This is a genomic window from Corallococcus caeni, assembly GCF_036245865.1.
In the GTDB taxonomy this organism is placed as follows: domain Bacteria; phylum Myxococcota; class Myxococcia; order Myxococcales; family Myxococcaceae; genus Corallococcus; species Corallococcus caeni.
In genome coordinates this window covers 642,354-667,957 of sequence record NZ_BTTW01000006.1, presented here as the reverse complement: position 1 = coordinate 667,957, position 25,604 = coordinate 642,354, and the positions used below count along the sequence as shown (strand labels likewise).

Annotated in this window: 24 protein-coding genes; 13 read left to right on the top strand and 11 right to left on the bottom strand. The window is 69.7% G+C overall.

From position 1 onward, the window contains the following. Positions 1–101 precede the first annotated feature (101 nt). Positions 102–2,543: an FG-GAP repeat domain-containing protein gene (locus AABA78_RS26965; protein ID WP_338267137.1), complete on the top strand. Its 2,442-nt coding sequence runs from the start codon at positions 102–104 to the stop codon at positions 2,541–2,543. A 20-nt stretch (positions 2,544–2,563) separates the two neighbouring features. Continuing rightward, positions 2,564–2,902: a hypothetical protein gene (locus AABA78_RS26960; protein WP_338267136.1), complete on the top strand. Its 339-nt coding sequence runs from the start codon at positions 2,564–2,566 to the stop codon at positions 2,900–2,902. A gap of 17 nt (positions 2,903–2,919) precedes the next feature. Here AABA78_RS26960 and AABA78_RS26955 read toward each other — a convergent pair whose 3' ends face one another. After that, positions 2,920–3,888, bottom strand: coding sequence for a hypothetical protein (locus tag AABA78_RS26955; RefSeq protein ID WP_338267134.1), 969 nt, complete (start codon positions 3,886–3,888; stop codon positions 2,920–2,922). A 177-nt stretch (positions 3,889–4,065) separates the two neighbouring features. Next, positions 4,066–5,871 carry a M48 family metallopeptidase gene (locus AABA78_RS26950; protein WP_502260924.1) on the bottom strand — a complete coding sequence of 602 codons (1,806 nt, stop codon included), beginning with the start codon at positions 5,869–5,871 and terminating at the stop codon, positions 4,066–4,068. A 282-nt stretch (positions 5,872–6,153) separates the two neighbouring features. On the opposite strand from AABA78_RS26950, the gene AABA78_RS26945 reads away from it, so the two are divergent. Then, positions 6,154–7,545 (top strand): SH3 domain-containing protein, encoded by a 1,392-nt coding sequence (locus tag AABA78_RS26945; protein WP_338267221.1) that lies wholly within the window; start codon positions 6,154–6,156, stop codon positions 7,543–7,545. A gap of 35 nt (positions 7,546–7,580) precedes the next feature. After that, entirely contained in the window at positions 7,581–8,246 is a 666-nt protein-coding gene (locus AABA78_RS26940) for a class I SAM-dependent methyltransferase (protein ID WP_338267130.1), read from the top strand. A gap of 4 nt (positions 8,247–8,250) precedes the next feature. Here the strand turns inward: AABA78_RS26940 and AABA78_RS26935 are convergent, their stop codons facing one another. From AABA78_RS26935 to AABA78_RS26920, 4 genes are read right to left on the bottom strand one after another with little or no spacing between them, the layout of a single operon-like run. Further along, the gene (locus AABA78_RS26935) at positions 8,251–8,652 is read right to left on the bottom strand and encodes a DUF1801 domain-containing protein (RefSeq protein ID WP_338267128.1); all 402 of its coding nucleotides are present in this window, start codon (positions 8,650–8,652) and stop codon (positions 8,251–8,253) included. After that, on the bottom strand, positions 8,645–9,049 hold the full coding sequence (locus AABA78_RS26930; RefSeq protein ID WP_338267125.1) for a DoxX family protein: 405 nt from the start codon (positions 9,047–9,049) through the stop codon (positions 8,645–8,647). Before AABA78_RS26930 ends, AABA78_RS26935 begins: the two co-directional genes overlap by 8 nt. 2 nt (positions 9,050–9,051) lie before the next feature. Further along, positions 9,052–9,615 (bottom strand): SRPBCC family protein, encoded by a 564-nt coding sequence (locus AABA78_RS26925; protein WP_338267123.1) that lies wholly within the window; start codon positions 9,613–9,615, stop codon positions 9,052–9,054. Then, positions 9,615–9,950, bottom strand: coding sequence for an ArsR/SmtB family transcription factor (locus AABA78_RS26920; protein WP_338267121.1), 336 nt, complete (start codon positions 9,948–9,950; stop codon positions 9,615–9,617). Before AABA78_RS26920 ends, AABA78_RS26925 begins: the two co-directional genes overlap by 1 nt. Before the next feature lie 65 nt (positions 9,951–10,015). Between AABA78_RS26920 and AABA78_RS26915 the strand changes: the two genes are divergently transcribed. From AABA78_RS26915 to AABA78_RS26895, 5 genes are all read left to right on the top strand, one after another. Beyond that, entirely contained in the window at positions 10,016–12,376 is a 2,361-nt protein-coding gene (locus AABA78_RS26915) for an ATP-binding cassette domain-containing protein (RefSeq protein ID WP_338267118.1), read from the top strand. Between the two features lie 168 nt (positions 12,377–12,544). Further along, positions 12,545–13,078 carry a hypothetical protein gene (locus tag AABA78_RS26910; RefSeq protein ID WP_338267116.1) on the top strand — a complete coding sequence of 178 codons (534 nt, stop codon included), beginning with the start codon at positions 12,545–12,547 and terminating at the stop codon, positions 13,076–13,078. Positions 13,079–13,087: 9 nt separating this feature from the next. Further along, positions 13,088–14,104: a hypothetical protein gene (locus tag AABA78_RS26905; RefSeq protein WP_338267114.1), complete on the top strand. Its 1,017-nt coding sequence runs from the start codon at positions 13,088–13,090 to the stop codon at positions 14,102–14,104. Between the two features lies 1 nt (position 14,105). Beyond that, complete coding sequence (locus AABA78_RS26900) at positions 14,106–15,419, top strand: Dyp-type peroxidase (protein ID WP_338267112.1); 1,314 nt, start codon at positions 14,106–14,108, stop codon at positions 15,417–15,419. Then, a complete protein-coding gene (locus AABA78_RS26895; RefSeq protein WP_338267110.1) occupies positions 15,416–16,843 on the top strand; it encodes a dihydrolipoyl dehydrogenase family protein in 1,428 nt (475 codons plus the stop codon). The genes AABA78_RS26900 and AABA78_RS26895 overlap by 4 nt, the downstream gene beginning before the upstream one ends. A 1-nt stretch (position 16,844) precedes the next feature. On the opposite strand, the gene AABA78_RS26890 is transcribed toward AABA78_RS26895, so the two are convergent. Beyond that, positions 16,845–17,219 carry a VOC family protein gene (locus AABA78_RS26890; protein ID WP_338267108.1) on the bottom strand — a complete coding sequence of 125 codons (375 nt, stop codon included), beginning with the start codon at positions 17,217–17,219 and terminating at the stop codon, positions 16,845–16,847. 48 nt (positions 17,220–17,267) lie between these two features. After that, positions 17,268–17,960 carry a helix-turn-helix transcriptional regulator gene (locus AABA78_RS26885; protein ID WP_338267106.1) on the bottom strand — a complete coding sequence of 231 codons (693 nt, stop codon included), beginning with the start codon at positions 17,958–17,960 and terminating at the stop codon, positions 17,268–17,270. Between the two features lie 141 nt (positions 17,961–18,101). Between AABA78_RS26885 and AABA78_RS26880 the strand changes: the two genes are divergently transcribed. Beyond that, the gene (locus tag AABA78_RS26880; protein ID WP_338267104.1) at positions 18,102–18,644 is read left to right on the top strand and encodes an AAA family ATPase; all 543 of its coding nucleotides are present in this window, start codon (positions 18,102–18,104) and stop codon (positions 18,642–18,644) included. 12 nt (positions 18,645–18,656) lie between these two features. On the opposite strand, the gene AABA78_RS26875 is transcribed toward AABA78_RS26880, so the two are convergent. Then, entirely contained in the window at positions 18,657–19,262 is a 606-nt protein-coding gene (locus AABA78_RS26875) for a glutathione S-transferase family protein (protein ID WP_338267102.1), read from the bottom strand. Between the two features lie 104 nt (positions 19,263–19,366). Between AABA78_RS26875 and AABA78_RS26870 the strand changes: the two genes are divergently transcribed. After that, positions 19,367–20,257 carry a LysR family transcriptional regulator gene (locus AABA78_RS26870; RefSeq protein WP_338267101.1) on the top strand — a complete coding sequence of 297 codons (891 nt, stop codon included), beginning with the start codon at positions 19,367–19,369 and terminating at the stop codon, positions 20,255–20,257. Positions 20,258–20,260: 3 nt separating this feature from the next. Here AABA78_RS26870 and AABA78_RS26865 read toward each other — a convergent pair whose 3' ends face one another. Next, positions 20,261–21,259, bottom strand: a complete 999-nt coding sequence (locus AABA78_RS26865; protein ID WP_338267099.1) for a GlxA family transcriptional regulator — start codon at positions 21,257–21,259, stop codon at positions 20,261–20,263. A 73-nt stretch (positions 21,260–21,332) separates the two neighbouring features. On the opposite strand from AABA78_RS26865, the gene AABA78_RS26860 reads away from it, so the two are divergent. Continuing rightward, entirely contained in the window at positions 21,333–22,160 is an 828-nt protein-coding gene (locus AABA78_RS26860; protein ID WP_338267097.1) for a dienelactone hydrolase family protein, read from the top strand. Between the two features lie 51 nt (positions 22,161–22,211). Then, positions 22,212–23,465 (top strand): hypothetical protein, encoded by a 1,254-nt coding sequence (locus tag AABA78_RS26855; protein ID WP_338267096.1) that lies wholly within the window; start codon positions 22,212–22,214, stop codon positions 23,463–23,465. On the opposite strand, the gene AABA78_RS26850 is transcribed toward AABA78_RS26855, so the two are convergent. Further along, the gene (locus AABA78_RS26850) at positions 23,462–25,567 is read right to left on the bottom strand and encodes a WD40 repeat domain-containing protein (RefSeq protein WP_338267094.1); all 2,106 of its coding nucleotides are present in this window, start codon (positions 25,565–25,567) and stop codon (positions 23,462–23,464) included. The two genes, AABA78_RS26855 and AABA78_RS26850, sit on opposite strands and share 4 nt — an antisense overlap. Positions 25,568–25,604: the final 37 nt, after the last annotated feature.

The window sequence follows — 25,604 nt, the reverse complement described above, 5'->3', positions numbered from 1 at the left end:
TGACGCGGCGCTCGCCGCCGTGGTGACTCCCCTCCCGGCGCCAATGCCTATCTGTGTGATGGACCCGAAGGTCCAGCGGGACACAGGGGAGGCCCCAGACCATGGCAGGCGATATTCCACTTTACGAGCAGGTGCTCGTCGGCGAGAAGCCCTTCGAGAGCCCCGAGGCGCCGCCCGGGGCACGCGAGGGTCCCGCTCCCACGGCCGTCCACCACTACGGCAAGCGCGTCCACATCATCGGGAGCACCCGCCCCCGGGCGCTGCATCTGCCCACACCCGCGAACGTCTACCCGGACGCCTCCGAGGTTCCTCGCGAGCTCACGGACAAGCTCGACCGGGTGGAGTCACTCGGGCTGGCGGCCCTGCGGCTGCGTCAGTCTTCCGCGTACCAGGATGCCAAGAAGCAGCGGCCCCGGCAGGGGCAGACCTGGAACATGCGCGGGAGCTGCACGGAGGTGGCGCCCATCGACAGGATGGGGGGCGCGAAGGCCGCGGCGCTCAAGGCAGGGGTGCCCTGGAGCGCGTACATGGCCGGCAGCGTGTCGGTGGGGCTGGTCATCGTGTCGGGCCCGACGCCGGAGCTGCAGTTCAGCAACGACGAGCTCATCAAGGTGGTGGCCGAGGTCCAGAACGGGCTCTCCTGGTTCCCCACGGTCAGCCCCTCCGCCGGGCTGAGCTTCACCTACGACATCCAGCACGTGCGCATTCCCACGCCGGCGAACCCCAGCGCGGCGGACCTGGAGGCGGTGTGGCGGGACCCCGCCATGGCCTCCCTGGGCTACGCGGCCTCCTTCGACGGCGTCATCCAATACATCGAGGCCCTGCGGGGACGCTTCGGGACGCGCTGGACGTATTGCGGCCTCTTCACCAAGTACCCGCAGCCGTGGTTCGCCTACGCCTCGCTGGGCGGGCCGCGACTGGCGATGCAGTACGACAACGACGGCTGGCACCCCGACAACATCGACCGGGTCTTCGCCCACGAGACGGGTCACATCTTCCGAGCCCCGGACGAGTACGGCAGCAGCGGCTGTGGGTGCGGCGGCATCTGGGGCCGGTATGGAGCCCCCAATGGCAACTGCGAGACCTGCGCGCCCGCGGGGGGCGTCCCGTGCCTGATGAATGCCAACAGCTTCGAGATCTGCGGGTACACGCCGTTGCAGCTCGGCTTCCCGGCGCCCTGGACGCTGATGCAGACTGACGCCGACCTCGGCCTGGGCAACCTGACGGGCACCGGCAAGAGCCAGGTGCTGCTGCGCAGCCGGGAGCAGGGCGAGCCGCGCGCCGCGACGCTGCGGCAGGTGACAGGCGGCGCCGGGCTCGAGGTCGGCTGGTCGGCCTTCCACTCGCTCCCCGGCGGGGACTGGCCCATGCAGGCGAGCGACGTGTGGCTGGACCTGGGCGACCTCGCCGGGAACGGCAGGTCGGTGAGCCTCGTGCAGCGCCGGAGCGGACAGCCCGCCCTCGCGCTCGTGCGCTACGCGGAGGGCATCGGCGGCCCGCTCGTCTCCTGGCAGGTCCAGGGCGAGATTCCCGGCGGCTGGAAGATGAACACGAACGACGCGTACCTGGCGCTGGGTGACATCGACGGGGACGGCAAGACGGAGGTGCTCGTGCGCAGCCAGTACTCCGGGGACCGCTTCGTGGGCCTGCTGCGCTACGACCCGGCCACGCAGGGGCTCAAGGCCGTCTGGATTGTCGACAACACCGTCCCCGGCGGCTGGGTGATGAACGTGAGCGATGCCTACGTGGCGGCTGGAAACCTCGAAGGGGGTGGCGGTACGGGACTCCTCGTGCGCAGCCAGTACACGGGAGACCGCTACCTGGGCCTGATTCGCTACGACCCGGCCACGCAGGGGCTCAAGGCCGTGTGGATCGTGAACAACCTCATCCCCGGCGGCTGGAGGATGAACACCAGCGACGTGTACCTGTTCGCGGGGGACCTGGACGGCGACGGCAAGTCGGAGCTCATCGTGCGCAGCCTGTACGCGGGAGACCGCTACGTCGGCGTGCTGCGCTACGACCCGGCCACTCATGGCATCAAGGCGGACGGCATCCTCCAGAACACCCTTCCGGGCGGATGGACGATGAGCCAGCGCGACGCCTACCTGCATGCCGGAGACCTGGACGCCAACGGCAAGGCGGAGTTGTTCGTGCACACCGTGGACACCGCGAACCGCCACGTCTGCCTGGTGCGCTTCGACCCGAACACGCGCCGCCTCAGGGCGGCCTGGATTGCGCAGGACACGGTGCCCGGCGGCGCCGCCGGATGGAGGCTGAACGCCAACGACGCGTACCTGCTCGCGGGGGATGTCGACGGCGATGGCAAGTCCGAGATCACCGTGCGCAGCCAGTATCCGGGAGACCGCTACCTGGGCGTGCTGCGCTACGACGCGGGCTCCGGCGGACTGCGGGCGACGTGGATCATCCAGAACGTGATCCCTGGCTCCCTCGAGGCCGCGGAAGGGCAGCTCGCCCGGGGTGTCGGGCTCCGCGTCCCGCCGGAAGTGGCCGTCACGGAGACCCAGCCGCGGCCACACGCCTAGCGGCTTCAGGAGGACGTTCCATGGAGACGGACGAGCGCGAAGTCCTGCTCATCCTCGCGACCGGGAGCGCGGAGGCGGCGCTCACCCGCCTCCGGGAGCACGTCCGCATCGAGCACGTGCTGCGCCCCCGGGTGGCGCTCGCGAGGGCGCCTGGAGGTGTGGACCTCCAGGCGCTCCAGCGCCTTCCCGGGGTGGTGGTCGCCGCGGGGCTGCCACTTCCCGATACGGTGTGGACAGGGCTGACGCCCACCGAGCAGCTCTTCATCCAGGGGTGGCTCCAGCGGCAGGCGCCGAAGACGCGGACGGCAGAAGGCCTCCCGTGGGATGCGCCCGGGTTCAAGCCGCCCGACACGCCTTGAGGGCCACCGCTCCTGGCTCAGAACAGGTTGGCGATGTCCTTCACCGGCTGGGGAGCGGCCTCGGTGTTCCCCAGCGCGCCCATGTAGGCGCCGAAGATCATTCCGGCCGGGTTGGCGCGGCCCTTCGTGATGGAGCCGATGACGCCCTCGGCGGCGCCCTTCAGGGTGTTGAGGTAGCCGGTCGCGGCGCCCTCGAGGACGCCCTTGAAGCCGCCCTCCGAGTTGCCCACGCCCGTCAGGACGTTGCTGAGTCCCGGCACGAACCACAGGGCCTTGCCCGCCTCGCCCGCGGCCCACTGGAAGTTGTCCTTGTTGCTGCCGTCCGCCTTGACGTGGGTGTCCTTCGTGGTCGGCAGCTGGTGCTCGCCGAGGAAGGAGTAGCCCTTCTCCGCGAAGTCCTTGAGCATGCCGGCCTCCGTGCCGTGGCGCGCATCGCCGTCCTTGGTGATGCCCTCGATGTTGCCGTCGCCCTTGCCGCCCTGGACCTTGTTCTCGCGGTCCCCACCCGTGGAGGCCTTCGCGCTGTCGATGAACTCCAGCACCTTCGTCAGCCGGTAGACGCCGTCGGCGTTCTGCTTCGGGTCCTTCAGGTCGAGCTTGGGGTCGACGCCGGTCTGCTTGCACAGCTGCTCGAACTTGATGTCCTTCTGGCGGCCCAGCTTCTTCAGCACGGGCGAGTCGTCGACGATCTGCGCCGCCGTCCGGGTGTCGCCGGCCGGCCGCTTGTCATTGGCGCTCGGGACGCCGGAACCGGAGTCCTGGGGCGCCGGAGCCGGCATGGACGCGGGGGAGGGCTGCCGCCGGTTGATGATCGCCGCGGGCTCGAAGGAATCCACCGGGCTGAAGCCTCGCGCGAGCGTGCTCCGGGTCCCCGTGTCCTGGACGGGCCCCGCCGACAGCTGCTGCTTCGGGGTGACGGAGGCGGACGGAACAGCGCTCGGGCGCAGCGCGGAAGACGAGAGGGCCGTGGGCTTGGCGAGGATCATGGGGTCACCGGGTTCGGGACATCGTTGCGCTGTCTCATTGCAGCGCGGATGCCAACCCGATGGGCCCCGCAACCCGTGGATCTCTCTGGGATGGGGAACGCCCGCCAGGCCTTCAGCCGGTGACTGCGGTCACCATGCGGATGGCGCCAGTCACCACCTGCGCCGCGGCAAGCGGCCTCAAGCCGCCTGCGAGTCGGGGCGGTGCGCCTTCATGTACCGGTGGCGTCCCAGGTAGTTCTGGAAGGCCTGGAGCACCGCATCCGGCTCCTGGAGCTTGCTCAGGCAGATGGAGCGCCGGCTGGTGAAGCGGCCTTCCCCAATGACATCCAGGTCCAGGTACTGCTTGAACAGGCGCTCGGCGGTGGAGGCGGTAGCGACCTGGTCGAACAGGACGGGCTGCTCCCATTCCGTGCAGGTCACCTGCGCGTAGTCCATGCGCACCTCGTAGCCGTCCTCCTTGCCCTCGAAGACCCGGGGCGGGAAGTGCTTCTCCACGAGCTGCCGCTCCTCGTCCGTGGCCGGTTCGTAGCGGCAGGCGAGTGCCAGGTCATGGGCCTGGGCGAAGCGCTCCTCATAGACGGCCCACAGCCGCGCCTCGATGGCCTCCGCGTCCACGATGGCGTCCACCCACGAGGACGTCACGGGCTCCAGGAGCGCCTGCGCCATGTCCGCGGGCTTGAGGTGGACGCCCACGTTCTCCATGCGCGCGGACAGGGGCGGATGGGAGTCGAAGGGATGGGGCGTCACGGCGCGCTGCAGGTCGTCGTGCACCGCCTCGGACCGGGCATACTCGGAGAAGCCGTGCGCGACCCGCTGCGCGATGGCCACTGAGTGGTGCCGCGTATCCTCGGCGAAGAGCTTCTCCTCCACGCGCGCACGGAAGCTGGCGTACGCGCCCACCTTCACCAACGAGCGGGCGATGTCCTGCCCCGACGTCACCCCCGCCGCCAGCCGGTCCGCCGCGAGCTCACTGGCGCGCCGGCTGCGGCCCAACGACAGCTCGAACAGCCCGCGGTAGGCCCTCATGAAATAGAAGATGGGCTGCGTCATGCCGCCCTCGTGCAGCGTCTGCAGGTAGTGGCCGAAGCGCGACAGCATGGGCGCCAGCCGCTTGCCGTGCCCCGTGTCACCGCCCAGGAGGTGCCCCATCTCGTGCGCCAGCACCGCCTCCGCCTCGGAGCGCTCCAGCGTGCGCAGCAGGGACACGCTCACGAAGAGCGTGCGGCCCGACAGCACGCGCCCGCCCACGCGCACCTCATGCTCGGTGACGAAGAAGTTGGTGTCGATGCCCGCGAGGATGTGGTCGGGCGGGGACGTCTTCAGCCGCTCGCACAGCCCGCGCACGCAGGCCCACAGCTCCGGGGCCCGCTCCTCGGGGAGCTCCTCCGCCTCCACCTCGAAGTCCATGGACGGGCGGCTGAAGATGGCCACGACCACCACGAACACGGCGATGGCGGCCACGCCGGCCATGAGGAGGATGAGCTTCGGGTAGTAGCGCTGGGTCCACAGCGCGGTCATCCAATAGGAGAGCCACACGAGCAGGGCGCCCTGCCCCAGCACCTGGAGCGCGCTGGAGACGCGCAGCACGTGCCAGCCCACCAGGAAGCCGCCGTACTGGAAGGGGCGTGAGATGAACGCCGCCAGGCCGCACAGGAGCGCGACCGCCGTGGCGGCGAGCCCGAGCGCCAGCAGGAGCCAGGAGGCGAGATGGGCCCACTGGAACTGCTTCAGGTCCGAGCACGCATCGCCCAGGCTGTTGCGGTAGCGCGTCAACTCCACGTCGTCGCCCAGACAGGCCGCTGACGCGGGGACGTCGCGGTAGAAGGCGAACGCCTCCTGCCGGTCCGCGTCGCTCAATGACATGTCCTGGTCCAGCTGCTTCTTGACGGCTTCGAGCACGTCCGCGTCGTAGCGGTCGGAAGCATGACCGGAGAACCAGAGCCCGAGCAGCGGCAGGGCAAAGAGCAGCAGCGCAGGCAGCACGTAGCCGCGGACAAAACCAGGGGAGTTCCGAGCGGAGGCCATAGGACTTGTCGCGTCAGCATATCGCACCGCGCGTCGCGGGGCCGCCGTGCGCCTTCCGGGGAGGACGCCTCCAGTCCGCGAAATAGCAGGCGCTGAGAGTTCGTTCTTTCGGTAGGAGAGCGACCGGCCACGAACGGGATGACCCGCGCGCCCGGAGCAGAACGCATGAGCCACCTGGCATCCCCCTCCTCCCCTCCGCCCTGTGTGACGAAGCGCCGGACGGGTGTCCGCGCCTGGCGCATGCGGGTGTTCTCGCTCGTCATGATGGGAGCCACCGCCAGTCTTGGTGCCTGCGCCACGCCGTCCACGCTCGCCGTGTCTCCGTCCGGGGTGCCCGCGTTCAGCGAGGACATGCTGTCGCCCGGGTTCTGGATCCGCCGCGCGCCATCTCCCGATGCGGTGCTGCTCGATGCCGACCAGGTGACGGCGAAGCGCCTGCGCGCGTTCGAACCGGATGGCGGGCTGATGGACCTGAAGCGCCTCCCGGCCACGCTGACGCGGGCACAGGTCGCAGGCTGGGTCGGGGAGGCGCAGCGGACGCCCATCCAGGCGGCCATCGACGAACAGGGCCGGCCGGTGACGGAGGCGATGCTCGACGAGCTGCGCCAGAACGCCGCGGCCGGGCACATCCCCGAAGCCTCCGCCGCGCGCTACGGCCTCAGCGTGCGGCGCACGCACCTGCGGTCACTTCCGTCCGACCGCCAGTTCTTCGCTTCGGAGGACCTGCGCGACTACGAGAGCCTGCAGGCCGGCATCCTGTTCCCGGGTGAGCCGGTCGTCATCGCGCATCAGAGCGCGGACCAGCAATGGCTGTTCGTCGTGACGACGCAGGGTCCCGCGTGGGTCAAGCGCGGCGATATCGCGGAGGGCACGGCGGACGCGGTGTTCTCGTACGTGGCCAAGGCGCCCGGGCGTGTCGTCACGGGCGACCAGGTGCGCACGGTCTTCACGCCGGAAGCGCCAGAGGTGTCCGAGCTCGAGCTCGACATGGGTGTCGCGCTGCCGTTGGCGAACGTGGCGCCCGGCGAGCCCGTCAACGGCGCTAGCAGCTATGCGTCGTGGCCGGTGCTGTTGCCGGTGCGCGGGCAGGACGGCACGCTGGCGTTCAAGAGCGCGCTGCTGCGCCGGACCGCCGACACCGCGCCAGGCTATCTGCCGCTGACGCGCGCCAACATCCTCCGCCAGGCGTTCAAGTTCCTTGGCGAGCGCTACGGGTGGGGCCACCAGTTCAATGCACGCGATTGCAGCGGCCTGACCAGTGAGGTGTACCGCGGCATGGGTCTGGTCCTACCCCCCAACTCCGGGATGCAGGGGAAGAGCGCTGCGCTGAACCACCGCCTCTTCACGGCGCAGGACTCACACGCCGAGCGGGTGCGAGCACTGGAACAGGCGCAGGTGGGCGACCTCGTCGTCGTCCCCGGCCACGTCTTGATGATCATCGGCCACCTGGATGGCGAGCCCTACGTCATCCAGGACGTCCCCTACGCCGTGTTCAAGGACCCGGCCACGCAGCAGCTCCGCAAGACGAAGCTGAACCAGGTCTCGGTCACTCCCCTGCTGCCGCTGTACGCGGATGACACGACCCTGTACGTGGATGCGATGACCAGCCTCGTGCACGTCACGCAGCCATAGGCTCGGCGCACCCCTCGCTGTGAAGGAGCGACAGCATGCACGACAAGCCCGGCGCCTTGGACACGGCCTCACTGCATCAGGTGCGCGCCGACATCAAGTCCGGCGCGCTGCGCGGAGACGCGTTCCGCGAGCTCCTTCTCTCGATACCCGCTCCTGAGCGGGACAGTTGGGTCGACGCGCTGCTCGGGTTCGAGGAGCCGCCGCCAGACATCGCGAACCTCCCACGCGGGGCGGTGCCCTATCTGCCGAGCGGTGTGAGCGAGATCCTCGCGATGGTGGACGAGGTGCCGCTCCGACGCGAGAGCGCGTTCGTCGACCTCGGGTCAGGACTGGGGCGCGTGGTGATCCTCGCCCACCTGTTGTCCGGGGCGCGAGCGCAGGGCGTGGAGCTCCAGGAGCCGCTCGTCCACCGCGCCAGGGCACGCTGCGCCGAGCTTGCCCTCCCCGGCGTCTCGTTCGTCCACGCCAACGCCGCCGACATCGAACTCGATGGGTCGGTGTTCTTCCTGTACGCCCCCTTCAACGGCGAGATGCTGTCCGCCGTGCTCCGCCGCCTGGAGGACGTCGCCCGGAGGAGATCCATCGTCATCTGCACGGTGGACCTCGAGCTACATGGCGTGCCCTGGCTGCGGGAAAGGAAGACCGAGAAGGTCTCGCTGACGCTCTACGACTCGTGCGTGCGCGGCGTCCCCCTTCGCTGACGCGCTACCGCTTCTTCTTCGGCGGACCGTTCAGCGCCACCGCGGCCTTCACCAGCGCCTTGAAGGCACGCGCGTCGACCTTCTCCCCTTCATGGATGTCGATGGCCCGGCGCGTGTTGCCCTCCAGGCTGGAGTTGAAGAGGCCCTTGGGGTCCGGGACGCTGGCTCCCTTCATGAAGGTGAGCTTCACGGCCTTCTTGTACGACTCCCCGGTGCAGACGATCCCGTTGTGCGACCAGACCGGGACGCCCATCCACTTCCACTCCTCGATCATCTCCGGGTCGGCCTCCAGGATGAGCGCCCGCATGCGGGCCAGGGTCTCCCCGCGCCAGTCCCCCAGGTCGAGGATGCGCTGGTCGATGAGCCGGGATGCGGCGGCTCCGGTGGCCTGGTCACTGCTAGCCATGGGCGACCTCCAGCGAATGGGCCTGCGGGCGAACCTGGAGCTGGCGCCAGAGGACATACGAGCCCCCCCAGAGCACGCCCGTGCCCACCGCGAAGCCCCACGCCTGCGGGCCATCCCCCACCGCGAGGTGGGCAATGAGCGCGGAGATCAGGTTGAAGGCGAAGCCCGCGTAGGCCCACTCCTTGAGCCGCGCGGGCACCGGCGCCAGCAGCACCGCCACGCCCAGGAGCTTGGCCCATGCGAGCCCTACCCGGAAGTAGCCGGGGAAGCCGAGGTGAGTGAACGACTCCGCCACCTGCGGCAGGTTCAGCTGCGCGTAGGCGGTGAAGCCGATCTGCAGGCAGAAGAGCGCGGTGAAGCTCCAGAAGCCGATGAGGATTCCCTTGGTGCGGGGCATGTTCAGGTCCGGGGGGCGGAAGGGGGGTTGGGGGGCTCGACGCCGAACTGCTTCGCGTACTCGACGTTCAGGCGCTGCCAGTCGAACTTCATGGCCTCCGGGCCGACGATGCGGCCCAGGGGCTCACCGGCGAGCAGCTGATCCAGCACGTCGAAGCAGATGTGCCAGCCCGCGGCGCCCATCGAGATGAAGCCACGGTGGATGTTGTGCCAGAGCGTGAGCCGGGTGCCGCCGGTCGCCAGCGGCTCCAGCTCCCAGCGCATGTCGTTCCCGCCCCAGCCGTACTCGAGCAGCCTCGGCGCTTCCGCCCGCTTCACCTGCGACTCGGCGACGTGCTCCTTCGGCGCCCCCACGGTGGTGAGCTTCACGGCGCCGACGGTGGCGAGGTTCCGGTCGGGATCGAACGGCGCCCACTCGCGCAGGTGCTCGGGGTCGGTGATCGCCTCCCAGACCTTCGTGGGCGGATGGCGCAGGTCGCGGACCAGCACGAGCGTCCACTTGTCCCCTTCCTTCTGGATCCTGGCCCCGGCCGCGGGGCCGGGCGTGTACTTCGCGCGGTGGCTCATCACTTCTTTCCTTTCTCTTTCTTGGGTAGCTCGTCCATCCGGTCGAGATGGCGTTCGAGCGCGTCGACGTGGGCCGTCCAGAAGCGCCGGAAGGGCGTCAGCCACGCGTCGACCTCCATCAGCGGCTCCGGGCGCAGCCGGTAGACGCGCCGCTGGGCCTCGACGCGCGCCTCCACGAAGCCGGCGTCACGCAGCACCCGCAGGTGCTTGGACACGGAGGACTGGGGCATCCTCAGCTGGCGCTCAAGCTCGCCGACGGAGCACTCCGACGCCGCCAGCAGGCTGAGGATGCTCCGGCGGTTCGGCTCCGCGATGATCGCGAACGTTGATTCCATGCCGTTCATATACCCATTGCTTCATATTCCCGTCAAGGCATATACCGGTCGCCATGAAGAAGCCCATGACCTCCTCCACCCCGCAGCCCTCCGACAGCCACGACCTCATCCGCGTCCGGGGTGCCCGGGAAAACAACCTGAAGGACGTGAGCGTCGAGATTCCCAAGCGGCGGTTGACGGTGTTCACCGGCGTCTCGGGGTCCGGCAAGTCGTCGCTGGTGTTCGGCACCATCGCGGCGGAGTCGCAGCGGCTCATCAACGAGACCTACAGCACGTTCGTGCAGGGCTTCATGCCCTCGCTGGGCCGGCCGGAGGTCGACGTGCTGGAAGGGCTGACGACCGCGATCATCGTGGACCAGGAGCGGATGGGCGCCAACTCCCGCTCCACGGTGGGCACGGCGACGGACGCCAACGCGATGCTGCGGGTGCTGTTCAGCCGGCTCGGCAAGCCGCACATCGGTTCTTCCAACGCCTTCTCCTTCAATGTCCCGACGGCGCGCGGCGTGGGCCAGATGTCCACCGACAAGGGCGAAGGAAAGACGGAGCGGCGCGAGTTCACGGTCACCGGCGGCATGTGTCCCCGGTGTGAGGGCATGGGGTCGGTGAACGACATCGACCTGTCCCAGCTGTACGACGACACGAAGTCGCTCGCCGAGGGCGCGCTCACCATCCCGGGCTACACCGTCGATGGCTGGCAGGTGCGCATCTTCACGGCCTCGGGCTTCCTCGACCCGAACAAGCCGATCCGCAAGTACACGAAGCAGGAGCGCCACGACTTCCTCTACCGGGAGCCGACCAAGGTGAAGGTCGAGAGCATGAACCTGACCTACGAGGGGCTGGTTCCGCGCATCCAGAAGTCGTTCCTGTCCAAGGACGTGGAGGCGATGCAGCCGCACATCCGTGCGTTCGTGGAGCGGGCGGTGACGTTCACGGCCTGTCCCGAGTGCGGCGGCACCCGGCTCAACGCGGCCGCCCGGTCCTGCAAGATCAAGGGCATCAACATCGCGGAGGCCTGTGCGATGCAGATCAACGACCTGGCCGCGTGGGTGCGCGGCCTGGAGGAGCCGTCCGTGGCGCCGCTGCTGGCGACGCTGCGTCAGACGCTCGACTCGTTCGTGGAGATTGGCCTGGGCTACCTCAGCCTGGACCGGCCGTCAGGGACGCTGTCCGGCGGCGAGGCCCAGCGCACCCAGATGATCCGGCACCTCGGGTCGGCGCTCACCGACGTGACCTACGTCTTCGACGAGCCGACGGTGGGGCTGCACCCGCACGACATCCAGCGGATGAACGGCCTGCTGGTGCGGCTGCGCGACAAGGGCAACACCGTGCTGGTCGTCGAGCACAAGCCGGAGGCCATCGAGATCGCCGACCACGTCGTCGACCTTGGGCCCGGCGCTGGCACCGCCGGTGGCCAGGTGGTGTTCGAGGGCACCGTCGAAGGGCTGCGGGCCAGCGGCACGCTCACCGGACGGCACCTGGGCTACCGGGCCCGCTTGAAGCCGTCGGTGCGCAAGCCCTCGGGGACCCTGACGGTGCGCGGCGCCAGCGCCCACAACCTGAAGAAGGTGGACGTCGACATCCCGCTCGGCGTGCTGGTGGTGGTGACGGGCGTGGCCGGGTCGGGCAAGAGCTCGCTCATCCACGGCTCGGTGTCGGGCCGGGACGGCGTGGTGACGGTCGACCAGAGCGCCATCAAGGGCTCGCGGCGGAGCAACCCGGCGACGTACACCGGCCTGCTGGAGCCGGTGCGCAAGGCGTTCGCGAAGGCCAACGGCGTGAAGCCCGCGCTGTTCAGCGCCAACTCCGAGGGCGCCTGCCCGACGTGCAACGGCGCCGGGGTCATCTACACGGACCTGGCGATGATGGCCGGCGTCAGCACGGTCTGCGAGGACTGCGAGGGCCGGCGGTTCCAGGCGGCGGTGCTGGACTACCGGCTGGGCGGGCTCAACATCGCGGAGGTGCTGGACCTGCCCGTCGCGGACGCGGTCACCTTCTTCAACAAGGGCGAGGCGAAGACCCCGGCCGCGCACGCCATCCTGAAGCGCATGACGGACGTCGGCATCGGCTACCTGCGGCTCGGCCAGCCGCTCACCACGCTGTCGGGTGGCGAGCGGCAGCGGCTGAAGCTCGCGACGCACATGGGCGAGGACGGCGGCGTCTACGTGCTCGACGAGCCGACCACCGGCCTGCACCTGGCCGACGTCGAGCAGCTGCTCGGACTGCTGGACCGGCTGGTCGACTCCGGCAAGTCGGTCATCGTCATCGAGCACCACCAGGCGGTCATGGCGCACGCGGACTGGCTCATCGACCTGGGGCCGGGCGCGGGCCACGACGGTGGGCGGATCGTGTTCGAAGGCACTCCGGCGAAGCTGGTCGCGGCGCCGTCCACGCTGACCGGCAAGCACCTGGCGGCGTACGTCGGCTAGACACCGGGCAACCGCCCCCTCCTCTGCCCAGGAGGGGGCGCGCGTGTTGCCGCCCTGCGTGCTGAGACGACGGGACAGCCTGTGCTCTCCCGCTCGAAGGCGATGGCGTACTTGCAGGTGCCGGTCCCCACTCCGAGCTTGAAATGCACGAGCAAAGGGAGACGGGCGATGGAGATCAAACCCCAGGCCATGGCGATACCCAGGTCGACGGACCACCTCGAGAAGGGGAAGTACGGTCCCATCTTCCCGAAGACCCCTGCCTGCTATGGCTTCACGATTGTCGCCAACGTCAAGCCGGGGCGCGGCGATACGCTGCGCGGCTACGGCCAGAGCCTGGCCGAAGCACTCAAGGGCACCCCGGACCTTCTGGCACCGCTCAAGCTCCACTACCTCCGCTGGGTGCTCTTCGATGACGACACCCGGTTCATGTATCAGGGCATCTTCGACACCGACTTCGACAAATACACCGAGGACGCGGTCGTTCTCTTCACGAAGTCCGGCATCAATACCGCCTTCGAGAACCTCGAAGGGTTTCCCATGGACTGGAAGACCAACGCGCCTGCGTTCGTCAAGTTCCTCCGGGACCACCAGTGCAACAGCTTCCTCGAATACGGCGAGTATCCGTACTTCACGAGCGATGAGATCAAGAAGGCCCTGAAGCTCAAGGCCTCGTTCACCGAGATGCTCGAGCAGATGCAGTAGGGACCTGTCATGAGCGAGCCATCCGGGCGGACCTACAACCAGAACCACACGCCGAGGAAATACTCGAGGGGCCATCGGCGGGTCAGCGTCTACACGTCCTGGAGCTACCCCGGAGAGGCCAATCGCAATACCGCCGAGATGGACAATCGGTTCTCGACGATGGTCGAGGTTCGCCGGGTGCTCTGGCCCGCCTACGAGTCCCCGCAGTGGTCGGACGCGCTGAGGTTCCAGCAGGGAATCGCGGGCTCGCTGGAGCTCTTCTTCTGGGCATGGGTGAAGTTCCAGCAGGTCATCGAAGAGGTCACCGGAAACAAGGTCCCCATGTTCCAGCGGGTCGACCAGGCGGGCTTCTCCCTGCCACTCGACGAGCGGGTCCTCGCGGATGCGGACACGCTGCTCGTCTTCGGTCTGGACCACGACGTCACCGGACAGGTGGCCGCCCCGGAGGAGATTGAAGCGGTCCGCGCATTCCTGGAGCGCGAAGGCACCTGCCTGGTGCTGGGCCCGCACCACGACGTCGGGCACTCACCGGACCTGGACGAGCGCGCCATGGAATACGCCCACCATGGCGACGCACTGGTGCCGCGTCAGCAACGCTTCGGCGGCTATGCGCGTTCGTTGATGAAGGGGCTGGGAATCCCCGTGGAGAACCGCTGGGGGCTGCGTCCCGCCGTCGTTGAAGGAACGAACCGGAGCGCCCCGTTGACGGTGATGGCGGACCTGGATACGCGCGGCTGGCTGACCGGGGTGCGGAACTTCAACTTCCACATGCACCTGCCGCACTACGCGGTCACCCAGGAGGGCTCCCGTTCGGCTCGCGTCCTGGCGAAGCAGCCCATCGACCGGACCCGGCCCCATCCGTTCACGAACGCGGGGAACACCGAGTTCAATGCGCTGGTGTGGATGCCGCCGGGCGACGGCAGGGCCGGCGACGTGCTGGTGGCGGACTCCACCGTCTTCAGCACCCTGTTCGGGGCGGACGAGAGCCTCGTGCGCTTCTGGAAGAACCTCGCCACGGCCCATTGAGATGCTCGAACTCGACGACATCCAGAGCGGAGTGCTGCGGCCCCGGCCGTCTCCGTATGTCGCGACCTACATCCTCTTGCGCATCGACGAGCGGAGCGCGGGACGGGAGCTGATGAGGCGGCTCGGCCCGGTGGTGAGCACGGCCGCCCAGCCGGGCAGCCCGGATGCCGACCTGGGGCTCGGCGTCGCGCTCACGTACCGCGGGCTCGAGGCGCTGGGTGTACCGCGAGACTCCCTGGACAGCTTCGCGTGGGAGTTCCGGCAGGGCATGGCCGCCCGGGCGAAGGCGCTGGCTGACGACGGTGAGAGCGGCCCCGAACACTGGGAAGCTCCGCTGGGGACGAGCGAGGTCCACGTCGTGTTGACGGCGCTTTCGCCGGATGAGGCCCGGCTCGAAGCCGCGCTGGACCGTGCGCACACGGCCCTGCGGGAGCTGGGTGGCGTCCAGGCCATCTGGCGTCAGGACTGCCACGCCCTGAGCACGGGCAAGGAGCCGTTCGGGTTCAGGGACGGCATCAGCCATCCGGCCATCGAGGGGAGCGGCATCCCAGGGAGCAATCCCCATGAGACGCCGCTCAGGTCGGGCGAATTCGTCCTCGGCTACCCGGATGAGACGGGCGGCGTCTCCCCGATGCCCCGGCCTGACGTCCTGGGACGCAACGGAACGTACGTCGCCTTCCGCAAGCTTCATCAGCGGGTGGCCGCGTTCAGGCAGTACCTGAAGAACGCCGCGAACAGCCCGGAGGACGAGGAGGTCCTGGCGGCGAAGATGATGGGGAGGTGGCGGAGCGGCGCGCCGCTGGCGCTGTGCCCCTTCCACGACGTTCCCACCCTGGGCGCCGATGCGTCGCGCAGCAATGACTTCCACTATTCAGATGACCCGACCGGATACAAGACGCCTCCCGGGTCGCACATCCGGCGAACGAACCCCCGCGACGCGTCTGTCGCTGGCGTGGTCAGGCTCCACCGGATGATCCGGCGCGGGACCGCCTACGGCCCCGAGCTGCCCGACGGAGTCCTCGAGGACGATGGCGTCGACCGGGGGTTGATGTTCGCCTTCATCGGCGCGCACCTCGGGCGGCAGTTCGAGTTCGTGCAAGAGGAGTGGGCCAACGGAGGTGACTTCCTGGGTCTGGGCGATGCGAAGGACCCCATCGGCGGCGCGCACGATGGAACGGGCGCCTTCTCCTTCCCGAAGCGGCCCATCCCCAGGCGGCTGCAGGGCCTGCCGCGGTTCGTGGTCACGCGCGGAGGCGAGTACGGCTTCATGCCCGGGCTGCGCGCGCTGCGGTGGCTGGCGGAGATCCAATCTTGAACGATTCAATCCCCATGGACGTGGTGGTCATTGGTGCCGGACCCGCGGGGCTGCTCGCGGCGCTCCGCGCTGGCGACCTGGGCGCCCGGACCGCCCTGGTCACCCGCGACGAGTTCGGCGGCATGGCGGCCCACGACGGACCGGTTCCGGTGAGGACGCTGGCGCAGGCGGCGCGGTTGCTCCGCGACGCCCGGCAACTGGGGCGCTATGGCATCGCGGTGACAGAGCCCGTGCTGGACTACGAGCGGCTGCTCGAGCGCGTGCGCGAAGTGTCCGGCGACGTTCGCACCCACGCGGCCCTGCGCGAGCAGCTCGCCGCGGCGGGCGTCACCGTGCACGAGCACGCAGGCGCCGCGCGCTTCTCGGACCCGCACACCCTCGAGACCCAGCGTGGGCTCCGGTTTCGAGCGGAGAAGTTCATCCTCTGCACCGGCGGCGTGAGCCGGCGCCTCCCCATCCCGGGCTTCGAGCTCACGAAGACCCACAGCGATGCGTGGAGCCTGACCTCCGTTCCACCGACGATGCTGGTCGTCGGCGGTGGCGCCACGGGAGTCCAGGTGGCGTCGGTCTTCAATGACTTCGGCACACGGGTGCAGCTCTTCGAGGCGGGAGCACGCATCCTGCCGACCGAGGACGAAGACGTGGCCGCCGCCGTCGCGGAGTCCTTCCGTCAGGCCGGCATGGAGGTGCGCGAGGACTTCGGCAGGATTGAACGCTTCGAAGCGACGCCAGGGGGCGTGCGGATGGTCTTCTCCAGGGACGGCGTGCAAGACAGCGCGGAGGCCGCGCTCGTCGTCGCCGCCGTGGGCTGGAGGGCCGACACCTCCGCGCTCAACCTCGCGGTCGCGGGCGTCGAGACCGACCCGCGAGGCTTCGTTCGTGTCGATGCCCAGCTGCGCACCTCCGCGCCGCACATCTTCGCCGCCGGAGACGTGACAGGGCGCATGATGCTGGTCCCCCAGGCATTGCAGGACGGGTTCGTCGCGGGCTCCAACGCGGCACGTTCACCGATGATCTCCGTCACGGACGAGGTGAGTCCGATGGGCAGCTTCACCGATCCCGAGTACGCGCAAGCGGGCCTGACCGAAGCGAAGGCACGTCAAACCCACGACGTCGTCGTGGCGGTGGTGCCCTTCGACTCGACGACGCGGACCCTCATCGATGGCCAGACGACCGGGTTCTGCAAGCTCATCGTCGATCGCGCCACGCGGAAGATCCTCGGTTGCCACGTGGTGGGAGAGCGCGCGGTGGACCTGGTCCAGACCGCGGCGATCGCCATCGAGGCGGGGATGCGAGTGGAGCAACTGGCTCGCATTCCCCTCTCGTTTCCCACCTATACCGGCGTCCTGGGGCGTGCGGCGGCCATCGCCGCCCGCCAGCTCCAGGTCGACGTGGACCGGGCCCGCCTCGCGGAGCTGCTTTGACTCAGCGCGGCCGTTCGGCCAGCACGAACGGGCGCAGCCGGTGCCCGTCGGGGTCCTCGACCACGAACGTGAACCCGAAGGGCATGTCCGTGGGCTGCTGCAGGACCTTCAGCCCCAGGCCGGTCCACGCCTCGTAGGTCTGGAGCACTGCCTCCCGGCTCGTCTCGCTGAAGGCGATCTCGATGCCGCCGGGCGTGACGGGCCTGGGTTCGATGTCGCTCGCCGCCCACAGCCCGACCTTGATGCCGTTGGGCAGGACGTACAGCACGAACGTCTCCGAGTTCTCGACGGGCTTGCAGCCCAGGAGCTGGGTGTAGAGCGTGGCGCTCTCCCGAGGGCTGCGGACGGGAAGCAACAGGTAGTTCAAGGTTCGCATCGGGTGTTCCTCCAGTGGGGGACACCCGAGACGTAGCGCCTGGCAGTGTCAGTTCCTGGCAGTGGTCGACTTCTTCTGCCGCCTTCGCCACTCCTCGACGAGGGTGTTCCGCCTGCCCGGGTAGCGGGCGTCGGAGGGCTCGACGCTGGCGATGCGGTCGATGCGGAATGCCCGGAAGTCCGCGCGCAATTCGCACCAGGCGGCCAGGACCATCACCCGGTCGAAGAAGCCGATGAGGAGCGGCCAGACCGTGCGCCGCGTTCCGGCTCCGGCTTCGTCCCGATACGTGAGCGTGACCTTGCACTCCGTCCGGATGGCCTCGCGGATGACGGAGAGGTCGACGGTGGCAGGCGCATCCATGACCGGCACCGTCAGCATCACGTCATCGACCTGGTCTCGCATCGCGGTGGGCAGCACCGCACGGATCTTCGCGACCACGTCCTCGGCGGCGGCCCGCAGTCGCGAGTCGCCGCGCGCGGCCACCCACCGTGCACCGAGCACGAGGGCTTCAATCTCCTCCACGGAGAACATCATCGGCGGCAGCGTGAACCCTGGCCGCAGTACGTAGCCAAGCCCGGGCTCGCCCTGGATCTCCGCTCCCTGCTCCTGCAGGAGCGCGATGTCGCGGTACAGCGTGCGGATCGAGATTCCGAGCGCCTTGGAAAGTGCCTGCCCACTGACCGGCGTGCGGCGGCGACGCAGGATCTGCATGAGCTCCAGCAAGCGGGATGCGCGCGGCATGGCGCCATGCTGCCCTGGGGCCGGTGCGCACGGAAAGCCTTCACAGGGAAAGTGAGCCCCGTAGGATGGAGTGAACATGCTCCTTCTCTCGTTCCTCCGGACCCTTGCGGACGCGGGGCTGGTCTCGGCGAGGACCTGGTAATGCGAATCGCGGTCACCGGCACGCATCGCGCGGGAAAGTCCACCCTCATTGATGAACTGTCCGACCTCCTCCCCGACTACGTGACGGTGGATGAGCCGTACCACCAGCTGGAGGAAGAGGGGTACGCGTTCGCCGCGCCCCCCTCGGTCGACGATTTCGAAGCGCAGCTCGCACGGTCCATCGCCGACCTCGACGAGGCCCCGCGCGACGTGCTGTTCGACCGATGTCCGGTGGACTTCATCGGGTACCTGCTGGCCCACGAGGACCACGACGCGTTCGACCTCGACGTCTGGCTCCCGCGCGTCCGCAGCGCCCTCCGGAAGCTCGACCTGATCGTGCTGGTTGGGATCGAGCAGCCGGATCGGATTGCGCTCTCCGCCTCGGAGGACGAGGAGCTGCGCCTGTCGGTGGACGAGCAGCTGAAGGAGCTCCTCCTCACGGATGCTCATGCCCTCGGGGTGGAGGTGCTGGAGGTCGAGGGGTCTCCGAGGGCGCGTGCGAAGCAGGTTCTCGAGCACCTTGAGAGGAGCCTGGTTCCGTAGCGCTTCCGCGTCTCACCCTGTCACGGCCCTGCGCACCGCCGGACGCTGGCTGTGACGGCGGACGTAGGCCACCAGCTCCGGATGTCCGCCGAGCAGCAGCAGCGTGTTCGCGAGGTGGAGGATGGACGCCATCACCACGTCGGCGGCGGTGAACGTCCCGCCCACCAGGAACTCACGGCCGCCGAGTCCCCGCTGGATGACGTCGAGCACGGCCGTGAGCCGCGCCCTGTGCTTCTCGACCGCCGCGTCCGAGGGCTCGCGCTCCGCTGGCGCCTGCACGTCCCGGTAGAACGCCATCACCACGGGATCGAGGGTCAGCTCCGCGAAGACCATCCATCCGTAATAGGGACCGCGCTCCGCGGACCCCACCGGCGGCGCCAGGTGCTTCTCCGGGAACCGGTCCGCCAGATGGAGACAGCTGGACAGGGACTCCAGCAGCGTGACGTCCCCATCCACGAGGGTGGGGAGCTCCCCCAGCGGATGCACCGCCAGATAGGCAGGCGCGGTGTTCTCCTGTTGAGAGAGGTCGACCCTGACCAGCTCGTAGGGCACGCCAAGTTCTTCCAGCAGCCAGCGGGGACGGACCGCTCGGGTCCTGGGGGCGAAGTAGAGCTTCATGGGTGGCGCTCCTGGGTGTCGCGGGAGGCCTCAAGATGCGGCGGCCGGAGCGCCCGGACAATGCGGCCTCCGTCGAACTCATTGTCAGGCTAGGCTTGACGGTCATGATTCCCCCTGCCGACATGGTCCTCTTCGCGACGGTCGTCCGCGAGGAGAGCTTCACCCGGGCGGCGCTCAAGCTCGGCATCACCAAGCAGACCGTCAGCGAGCGCATCCGTCAGCTGGAGGAACGCCTGGGAGTGCGGCTGCTCGAACGGACCACGCGGCGCCTGCGGGTCACCGGGGCCGGGGTGATGTACTCCGAGCGCTGCGCCGCCATTGCCGCGCTCATCGACGAAGCGAACAACGAGGTGCAACAGGGACAGGCGGATCCCACCGGCCTGCTGCGGGTCTCCTCGCCCATGCTCTACGGCCGGCGGTACCTCACCCCCGTGATTTCGAAGTACCTCGCCCGCTATCCCCAAGCGCGGGTGGAGCTGGTGCTGGCGGACCGCCGGCCCCACCTCATCGAAGAGGGATTCGACGTCGCGATCCACATCGGCCCGCTCAATGACTCGTCGCTCGTGGCGCGAAAGCTGGGCGAGGGCGCGGTCTACTTCGTGGCGAGCCCCCGCTTCCTGTCGAAGCACGGCCCCCCGGACGCGAGGGAGCTGCGCTCCGCGCGCTGCATCGGCTTCAGCGCGTTCGAGACGTGGGAGGCCGAAGGGGTGAAGTCCCGGATCGATCCGGTCCTGATGGTGAATGACAGCGAGCTCGCGTGCGAGGCAGCCATCGAGGGAGTCGGCATCGCGCGCGTCCCGGACATCGTCTGCCGGGAGGCCCTCCGCGACGGGCGACTGAAGGTCCTCTTCGGCCCCAAGCCCGCTGCGATGCGGCCCATCCACGTCGTCTACCCCAGCCGGCTGAACCTTCCGAACAAGGTCCGGCTCTTCGTGGATGCCCTGGCGACGCTGACCGAGCCGACGCCGCGGCCCCGTGGCCGGAAGCGGAAGTGAGGCTCAGCGCTTCCGGATGCCCCCCGTCCGCCGTCCTCGTGGCGTCTCGCCGACGTGCCGCTTGTAGACGCGGCGGAACGCGGCCGCGTCGGCGTAGCCCACCCGCGCGGAGACCTCCTCGACCGACTCCCGGGTCGTCTCCAGGAGGTGGGAGGCGTGAGCCACGCGGACTCGCTGCACGAACTCGAGCGGCGTCATGCCCAGGCCGGCCTGGACCCGCCGTGCCAGCGTCCGCGTGGAGGTGGCGGCGGCGCGGGCGAGCTCGTCCAGCGTCAGCTGCCGGCCGACGTTCGCCGCGACGAACCGCTCGACCGCGCGCAGCGCTGGATCCGCGACGCGCAGGTGCTCCATCACCATGTACCGGGACTGGGAGACGCGCTCATCGAGCACGAGGTAGCGGGCCACCAGGTGCGCGAGCGACGGGCTGGCGACGCGCGCGACGATGGCCAGCATCAAATCCGCGTGCGCGAAGGCCGAGCCCGCGGTGAGGACGCCGTCGCTCTCGACGACCATCCGGTCCGCGCGGACGGTGACTTCGGGGAAGCGACGCGCGAACGCCGGCACCAGCCACCAGGTCGTGGTCGCGCTCCGTCCCGCGAGCAGCCCCGCCGCGGCGAGGACGAACGTCGCCGAGCAGGACGCCGCGACCATTGCCCCCTTCGCCGCCGCGCGCGCGAGCAACTCGATGCCGCGCGCGGTGTCAGCGCGGGAGAGCAGGTGCTCGATGGCGCGCTCGCTGGCCGCGGAGAGCCCGGGCACCAGCAGCACGTCTCCCGCCTTGACGCTGCGCAGGCTGAGCGCGCCGTCCACGGAGACGGAGCGCCCCGTGCCCGAGCGGACCGGACGGCCGTCGAGCGACACCACGCGCTGACGCAGCGGCTCCGCTCGCCCGGGCCCCGGGGAGAGGCCTGCCTCCATGAGTCGCGTGGCCGTGGCGACCACGTCCAGTCCTACGCCCAGCGGGCCTTCGGCCACTCCATCCAGCACGACATGGAAAATCACGATGGCAAGACTAGACCGAAGCTTGTCAATGTCGCCACTGGCCCGGACGGCGGGGCTTCCGCATCCTCCCGGCATGCGAGCTTCCGCCCCTGAGTCCACCGCCGACGACCCGCTCGATGACTTCGAGCGGCGGTCCATCACCCTCGATTCGGTCATGCGCCCGGTCTACGTCGCCGGCCGCGGTCCCGCGGTCATCGTCATGGCCGAGATGCCGGGCATCAGCCCCCACGTCGCGCGCTTCGCCCGGTGGGTGCGAGACGCGGGCTTCACGGTCTACATTCCGTCGCTGTTCGGAAAGGACGGTGCCCATCCGGAGGCGGAGGCAGGCCTGGCCGTGATGAAGCGCGCGTGCGTGAGCGCGGAGTTCCGCGCCTTCGCGGCGAACGAGTCGAGCCCCGTGACGCAGTGGCTGCGTGCGCTCGCGCGCCTCGCGCACACGGAGTGCGGAGGCCCCGGCGTCGGCGCCATCGGGATGTGCTTCACCGGCAACTTCGCGCTCAGCATGATGCTGGAGCCCGCGGTGCTGGCGCCCGTCCTCTGCCAGCCCTCGCTGCCGCTGGAAGCGCCGGGCGCGATTCAAATCGCCCCCGGTGAAGCCGCGGCCGTGAAGGAGCGGCTGGAGCGCGAGGACCTGACGGTGCTCGCGTACCGCTTCGCGGGAGACCGATACTGCACGGCCCAGCGCTTCGCGGCCTACGCCGAGGCGCTGGGGCCGCGCTTCCTCCCGAAGGTGCTGCCGGATTCGGCCGCGAACCCCAAGCCTCCACCGTTCTTCGAACGGATCGTCGGCAACGCGCACAGCGTCGTGACGGCGCACCTCATCGACGCGGCCGGAGAGCCGACCCTCGCGGCCCGCGATGAGATCCTGGCCTTCTTCGCCCGGAGGCTCCATCCGGCTTGAGCGCGGGGTGGCCTCACCACGGCCCGGGCCGCGCTACATTGCGGCCCGCCCATGCCGTCATGGTCCGGAATCGTCCGCCGCTCCCCTTCCCTCGCGCTGTTCGTGGCCGTGCTGTTCTCCAGCGGGACCGCGCTCGCGGACAACCCGCCGCTGACGGGCTCGAACTACGCCATCGACGTGTACCAGGGGCCCGTGCTGGCGCCGGTGCGGGTGTCGGGCCTCGCCGGCGCGTACGCGCCCATCGCGGAGGGCGTCGAGGGCATCAGCGTCAACACGGCCGCTCCGGCCGTGCGCCCGCTCTATTCGTCCCAGCACGTCGACTACGACCTGTCGCTGGCCTTCACCTTTCCCAGCTCGGTGCGCAACACCGACTTCGACAACAACGGCTCGGTGGGCTTCGCCAGGGACGACTTCATCTTCACCCAGCTCGGGGGGCTGATTCAGTGGGGGCCCTGGGGCTTCGGCGGGGTCGCGTCCCTGCAGACCTATACGCTGGGCCAGGACGCGAACGGGCAGCTGCTCCAGCTGAACACGAGCCGCTTCCAGATCCAGCTCGCGCGCGCCCTGTTCGACGGCGAGTGGGTGGTCGGCATCGGCCTCCGCGCCGTCAGCCTGGACATCCAGGTCGCGGGGGACGAGGGCAACAGCCTGGCCAGCATGTCCGGCCTCAACGCCGAGGCTGGCGCCCTCTGGACCCCGGTGGACCTGCCGCTGCGCGCCGCCCTCACCCTCCGGGCCCCCGTTCATGGAGGGCTCACGCCCAACAGCCCGGCCACCGCGGACGAAGCGGGCAACGTGCGGGTCGCCGGCCTCTACCTGCCCTCCTCCATCCGGCTCCCCTGGGAGCTTGAAGCGGGCCTCGCCTGGCAGTTCGGCTCCCGCCCCCTGCAGATGCCGTGGGGCCCGGACCGCGCGGAGCGCTACAGGGCCCTGCCGCGCTCGAAGCTGCTGCTGACGGGCTCCGTGCTCATCAGCGGCGCCGCGTCCAACGCGATTGGCTTTGACGCCTTCCTGTCCCAGAAGCTGGAGCGCTCGGGGCGGCACATCTCCGTCTCCCCCCGCGTCGGCGCGGAGGTGGAGCCCATCGAGGACCGGCTGCAGCTGCGCGCGGGCAGCTACCTGGAGCCCAGCCGCTTCGACACGACCGGGCCCCGCCTGCATGGCACCGCCAGCGCGGAGGTGCGCCTGTTCCGCTGGTCCGTCTTCGGCCTGATGTCGCCCGACACGTCATGGCGCATCAGCGGCTTCGCCGACGTGGCCCGCCTCTACTTCGGCTGGGGCGTCGGCGTGGGCACCTGGCACTAGCCCTCCGGCGGCTCGAGCGGCACCGCCGGTCCAATCCAGAGGATGTCCCGGAAGGACAGGAGCCGCTCGCGGTACGAGCCAATGGGGGCGCGAGGGTGGAGGAGGATGCCCTCGTCGGTGACCTCGAGCAGGGCCCCGAGGGCGTACCACGTCCCGTATTGCGTCTGGCGCAGCAGCACTCCCTTGCCGAGATACGGCTTGAGGTTGTCGCGGCAGATGGCGGGCCCGTGCGTGAACACGGGGTCGGCCTTGTAGTGATCCAGGGGCCGGGTGGGGGCCAGGTATTGCCTCAGGAAGCCCCACTTCCCGTGCCGGGCGTCCCTGGCCTCCAGCGTCTCGCCTTCGGGCACGGAGATGTGCCGCTCCTCGAACGCGGCCTCCGCGTGGGGCGCGACGGGCGAGGGTGCTCCGTCCTCCCAGCGCGCGTGCCGGGTCCCGACGGCCCAGCGCCAGGGCCAGGCATGGCGTCCCCCCACGGAGAACATCAGCCGGGGCTCGAGCGCCGCCCGCGAGCCCGGGGGACACACCACGGTGCCGTCCGGCTGGACTCGCGTGAAGTCCCAGCCGCGCTCCGTCGGGATGAACCGTGCGTCGTCGTCCGGCCAGGGGTTCCAGTCGCTCGGGGGCGGCACACGGCCCGGCTCCAGCTCCAGCGAGGACTGGAAGCGCAGCTGCCCGGTGTTCACGTCCCAGAACGCGATGTCATGGGGCCCCGTTCCCACGAGCGTGTCGTCCGCGCCCCAGGCCAGTCCGTCGATGCCGCGGGCGCCCTCGAGCTTCCGGAGCAGCTTGGGCGAGGGCCCCACCTTCCACAGCTCGACCGTTCCTCCCTCGCGCAGCAGGCATGCGCCCATGGAGCCATCCGGAGCCCAGGCCCAGCGGCCCAGGTCGCCGCTCCTGGAGGCCAGCCCGAACGAACGGCGCTTCAGGTCCAGGTGGCACAGGAGCTTGCCTGCCTCGAAGACGAGGACCTGGGGGAACTCGTAGCCGTTGATGAGCACGGCCAGACGGCGGCCGTCGCGGGACCAGACGTACTCCTCGACCGCGTGGATGCGCACGTCGGCGTGCTTGCCCAGGTCGGCCACCATCCCGCCCGTGTGTCCGTTCGCGAGCCGGGGCTGCTCCTTGCCGTAGGCCAGGCGGTCGCCGTCCGGGGAGAACGCCACGGGCAGCTTCAGCTCATCGAAGCGGTACTGGAGGTCGCCGCCGTGCACGTCGAGGACGGAGGCGGACGGATGGGGTTCCAGCCCCGTGTCGGCGCCCGGTTCGTTCACGAACTCCGCTTCGCAGTAGCCGTGGATGCGGGAACCGTCCGGGCTCCACCGCACCCAGGTATGCGGGCGCGACTTCGAACGCTGTCCGTCCAACCGGGCCGGGAACCAGCGAAGCCCTTCACTGTCCTCGTCGACCCGGGTCCCCTCCCTGAACGGGACGATGCAGCCCAGCGCACCGTCGGGCCCGGGGGTGGAGATGAACAGCCGGGTCTCATCCGGAGACCAGCACCAGGCGGGCAGGTGTCCCGTGTTCTCCACGTGCTTGGGATTGACGACGGACCACCCCGGCGGCGAGCCCCAGCGCCGGGTGACGTCGGCGGTGAAGGCAGGCGGCGTTCCGGCGAAGGCCCGCAGCACGCCGACGACGACGCTGTCCAGGATGACGCCGAGCCACGCCCCCGACGGCGACCACTGGAGGCAGGAGGGCTCCCGCGTCGAACCGACCAGCGCGCTCTCGAACCCGACCGCGTCGACCACGCGCCCCGTCGCCAGCTCCCAGATGCGGACGTCACCGCCGTGCGATTCGTCCAGGCGGTTGCTCGCGATGGCGAGGTGGCGTCCATCCGGGCTGAGCGCGAAGCAGCGCTGCATGCCGATGTAGCGCGGGGTCTCCACGAGCCGGGCCCCCGTGGCCAGGAGCTTGTCGGAGAAGCGCCGGTGGACCTCCGTGACGCCCTGCTCACGCTCCAGCCGGAGGAGCCGCTCCCGCAGCGGCGGAAGGTCCCGGCTGGCCACGAAGCCGCTGAAGTCGGCTTGCTCCACCAGCGTTTCGAGCTCCGCGTCGGAGCCATGGACCAACTGGGAGAGGTTCGCGAAGGGTCCGGTCATCGCCGCGAGGATACCGCCCTCGCGGCCGACATGCGCG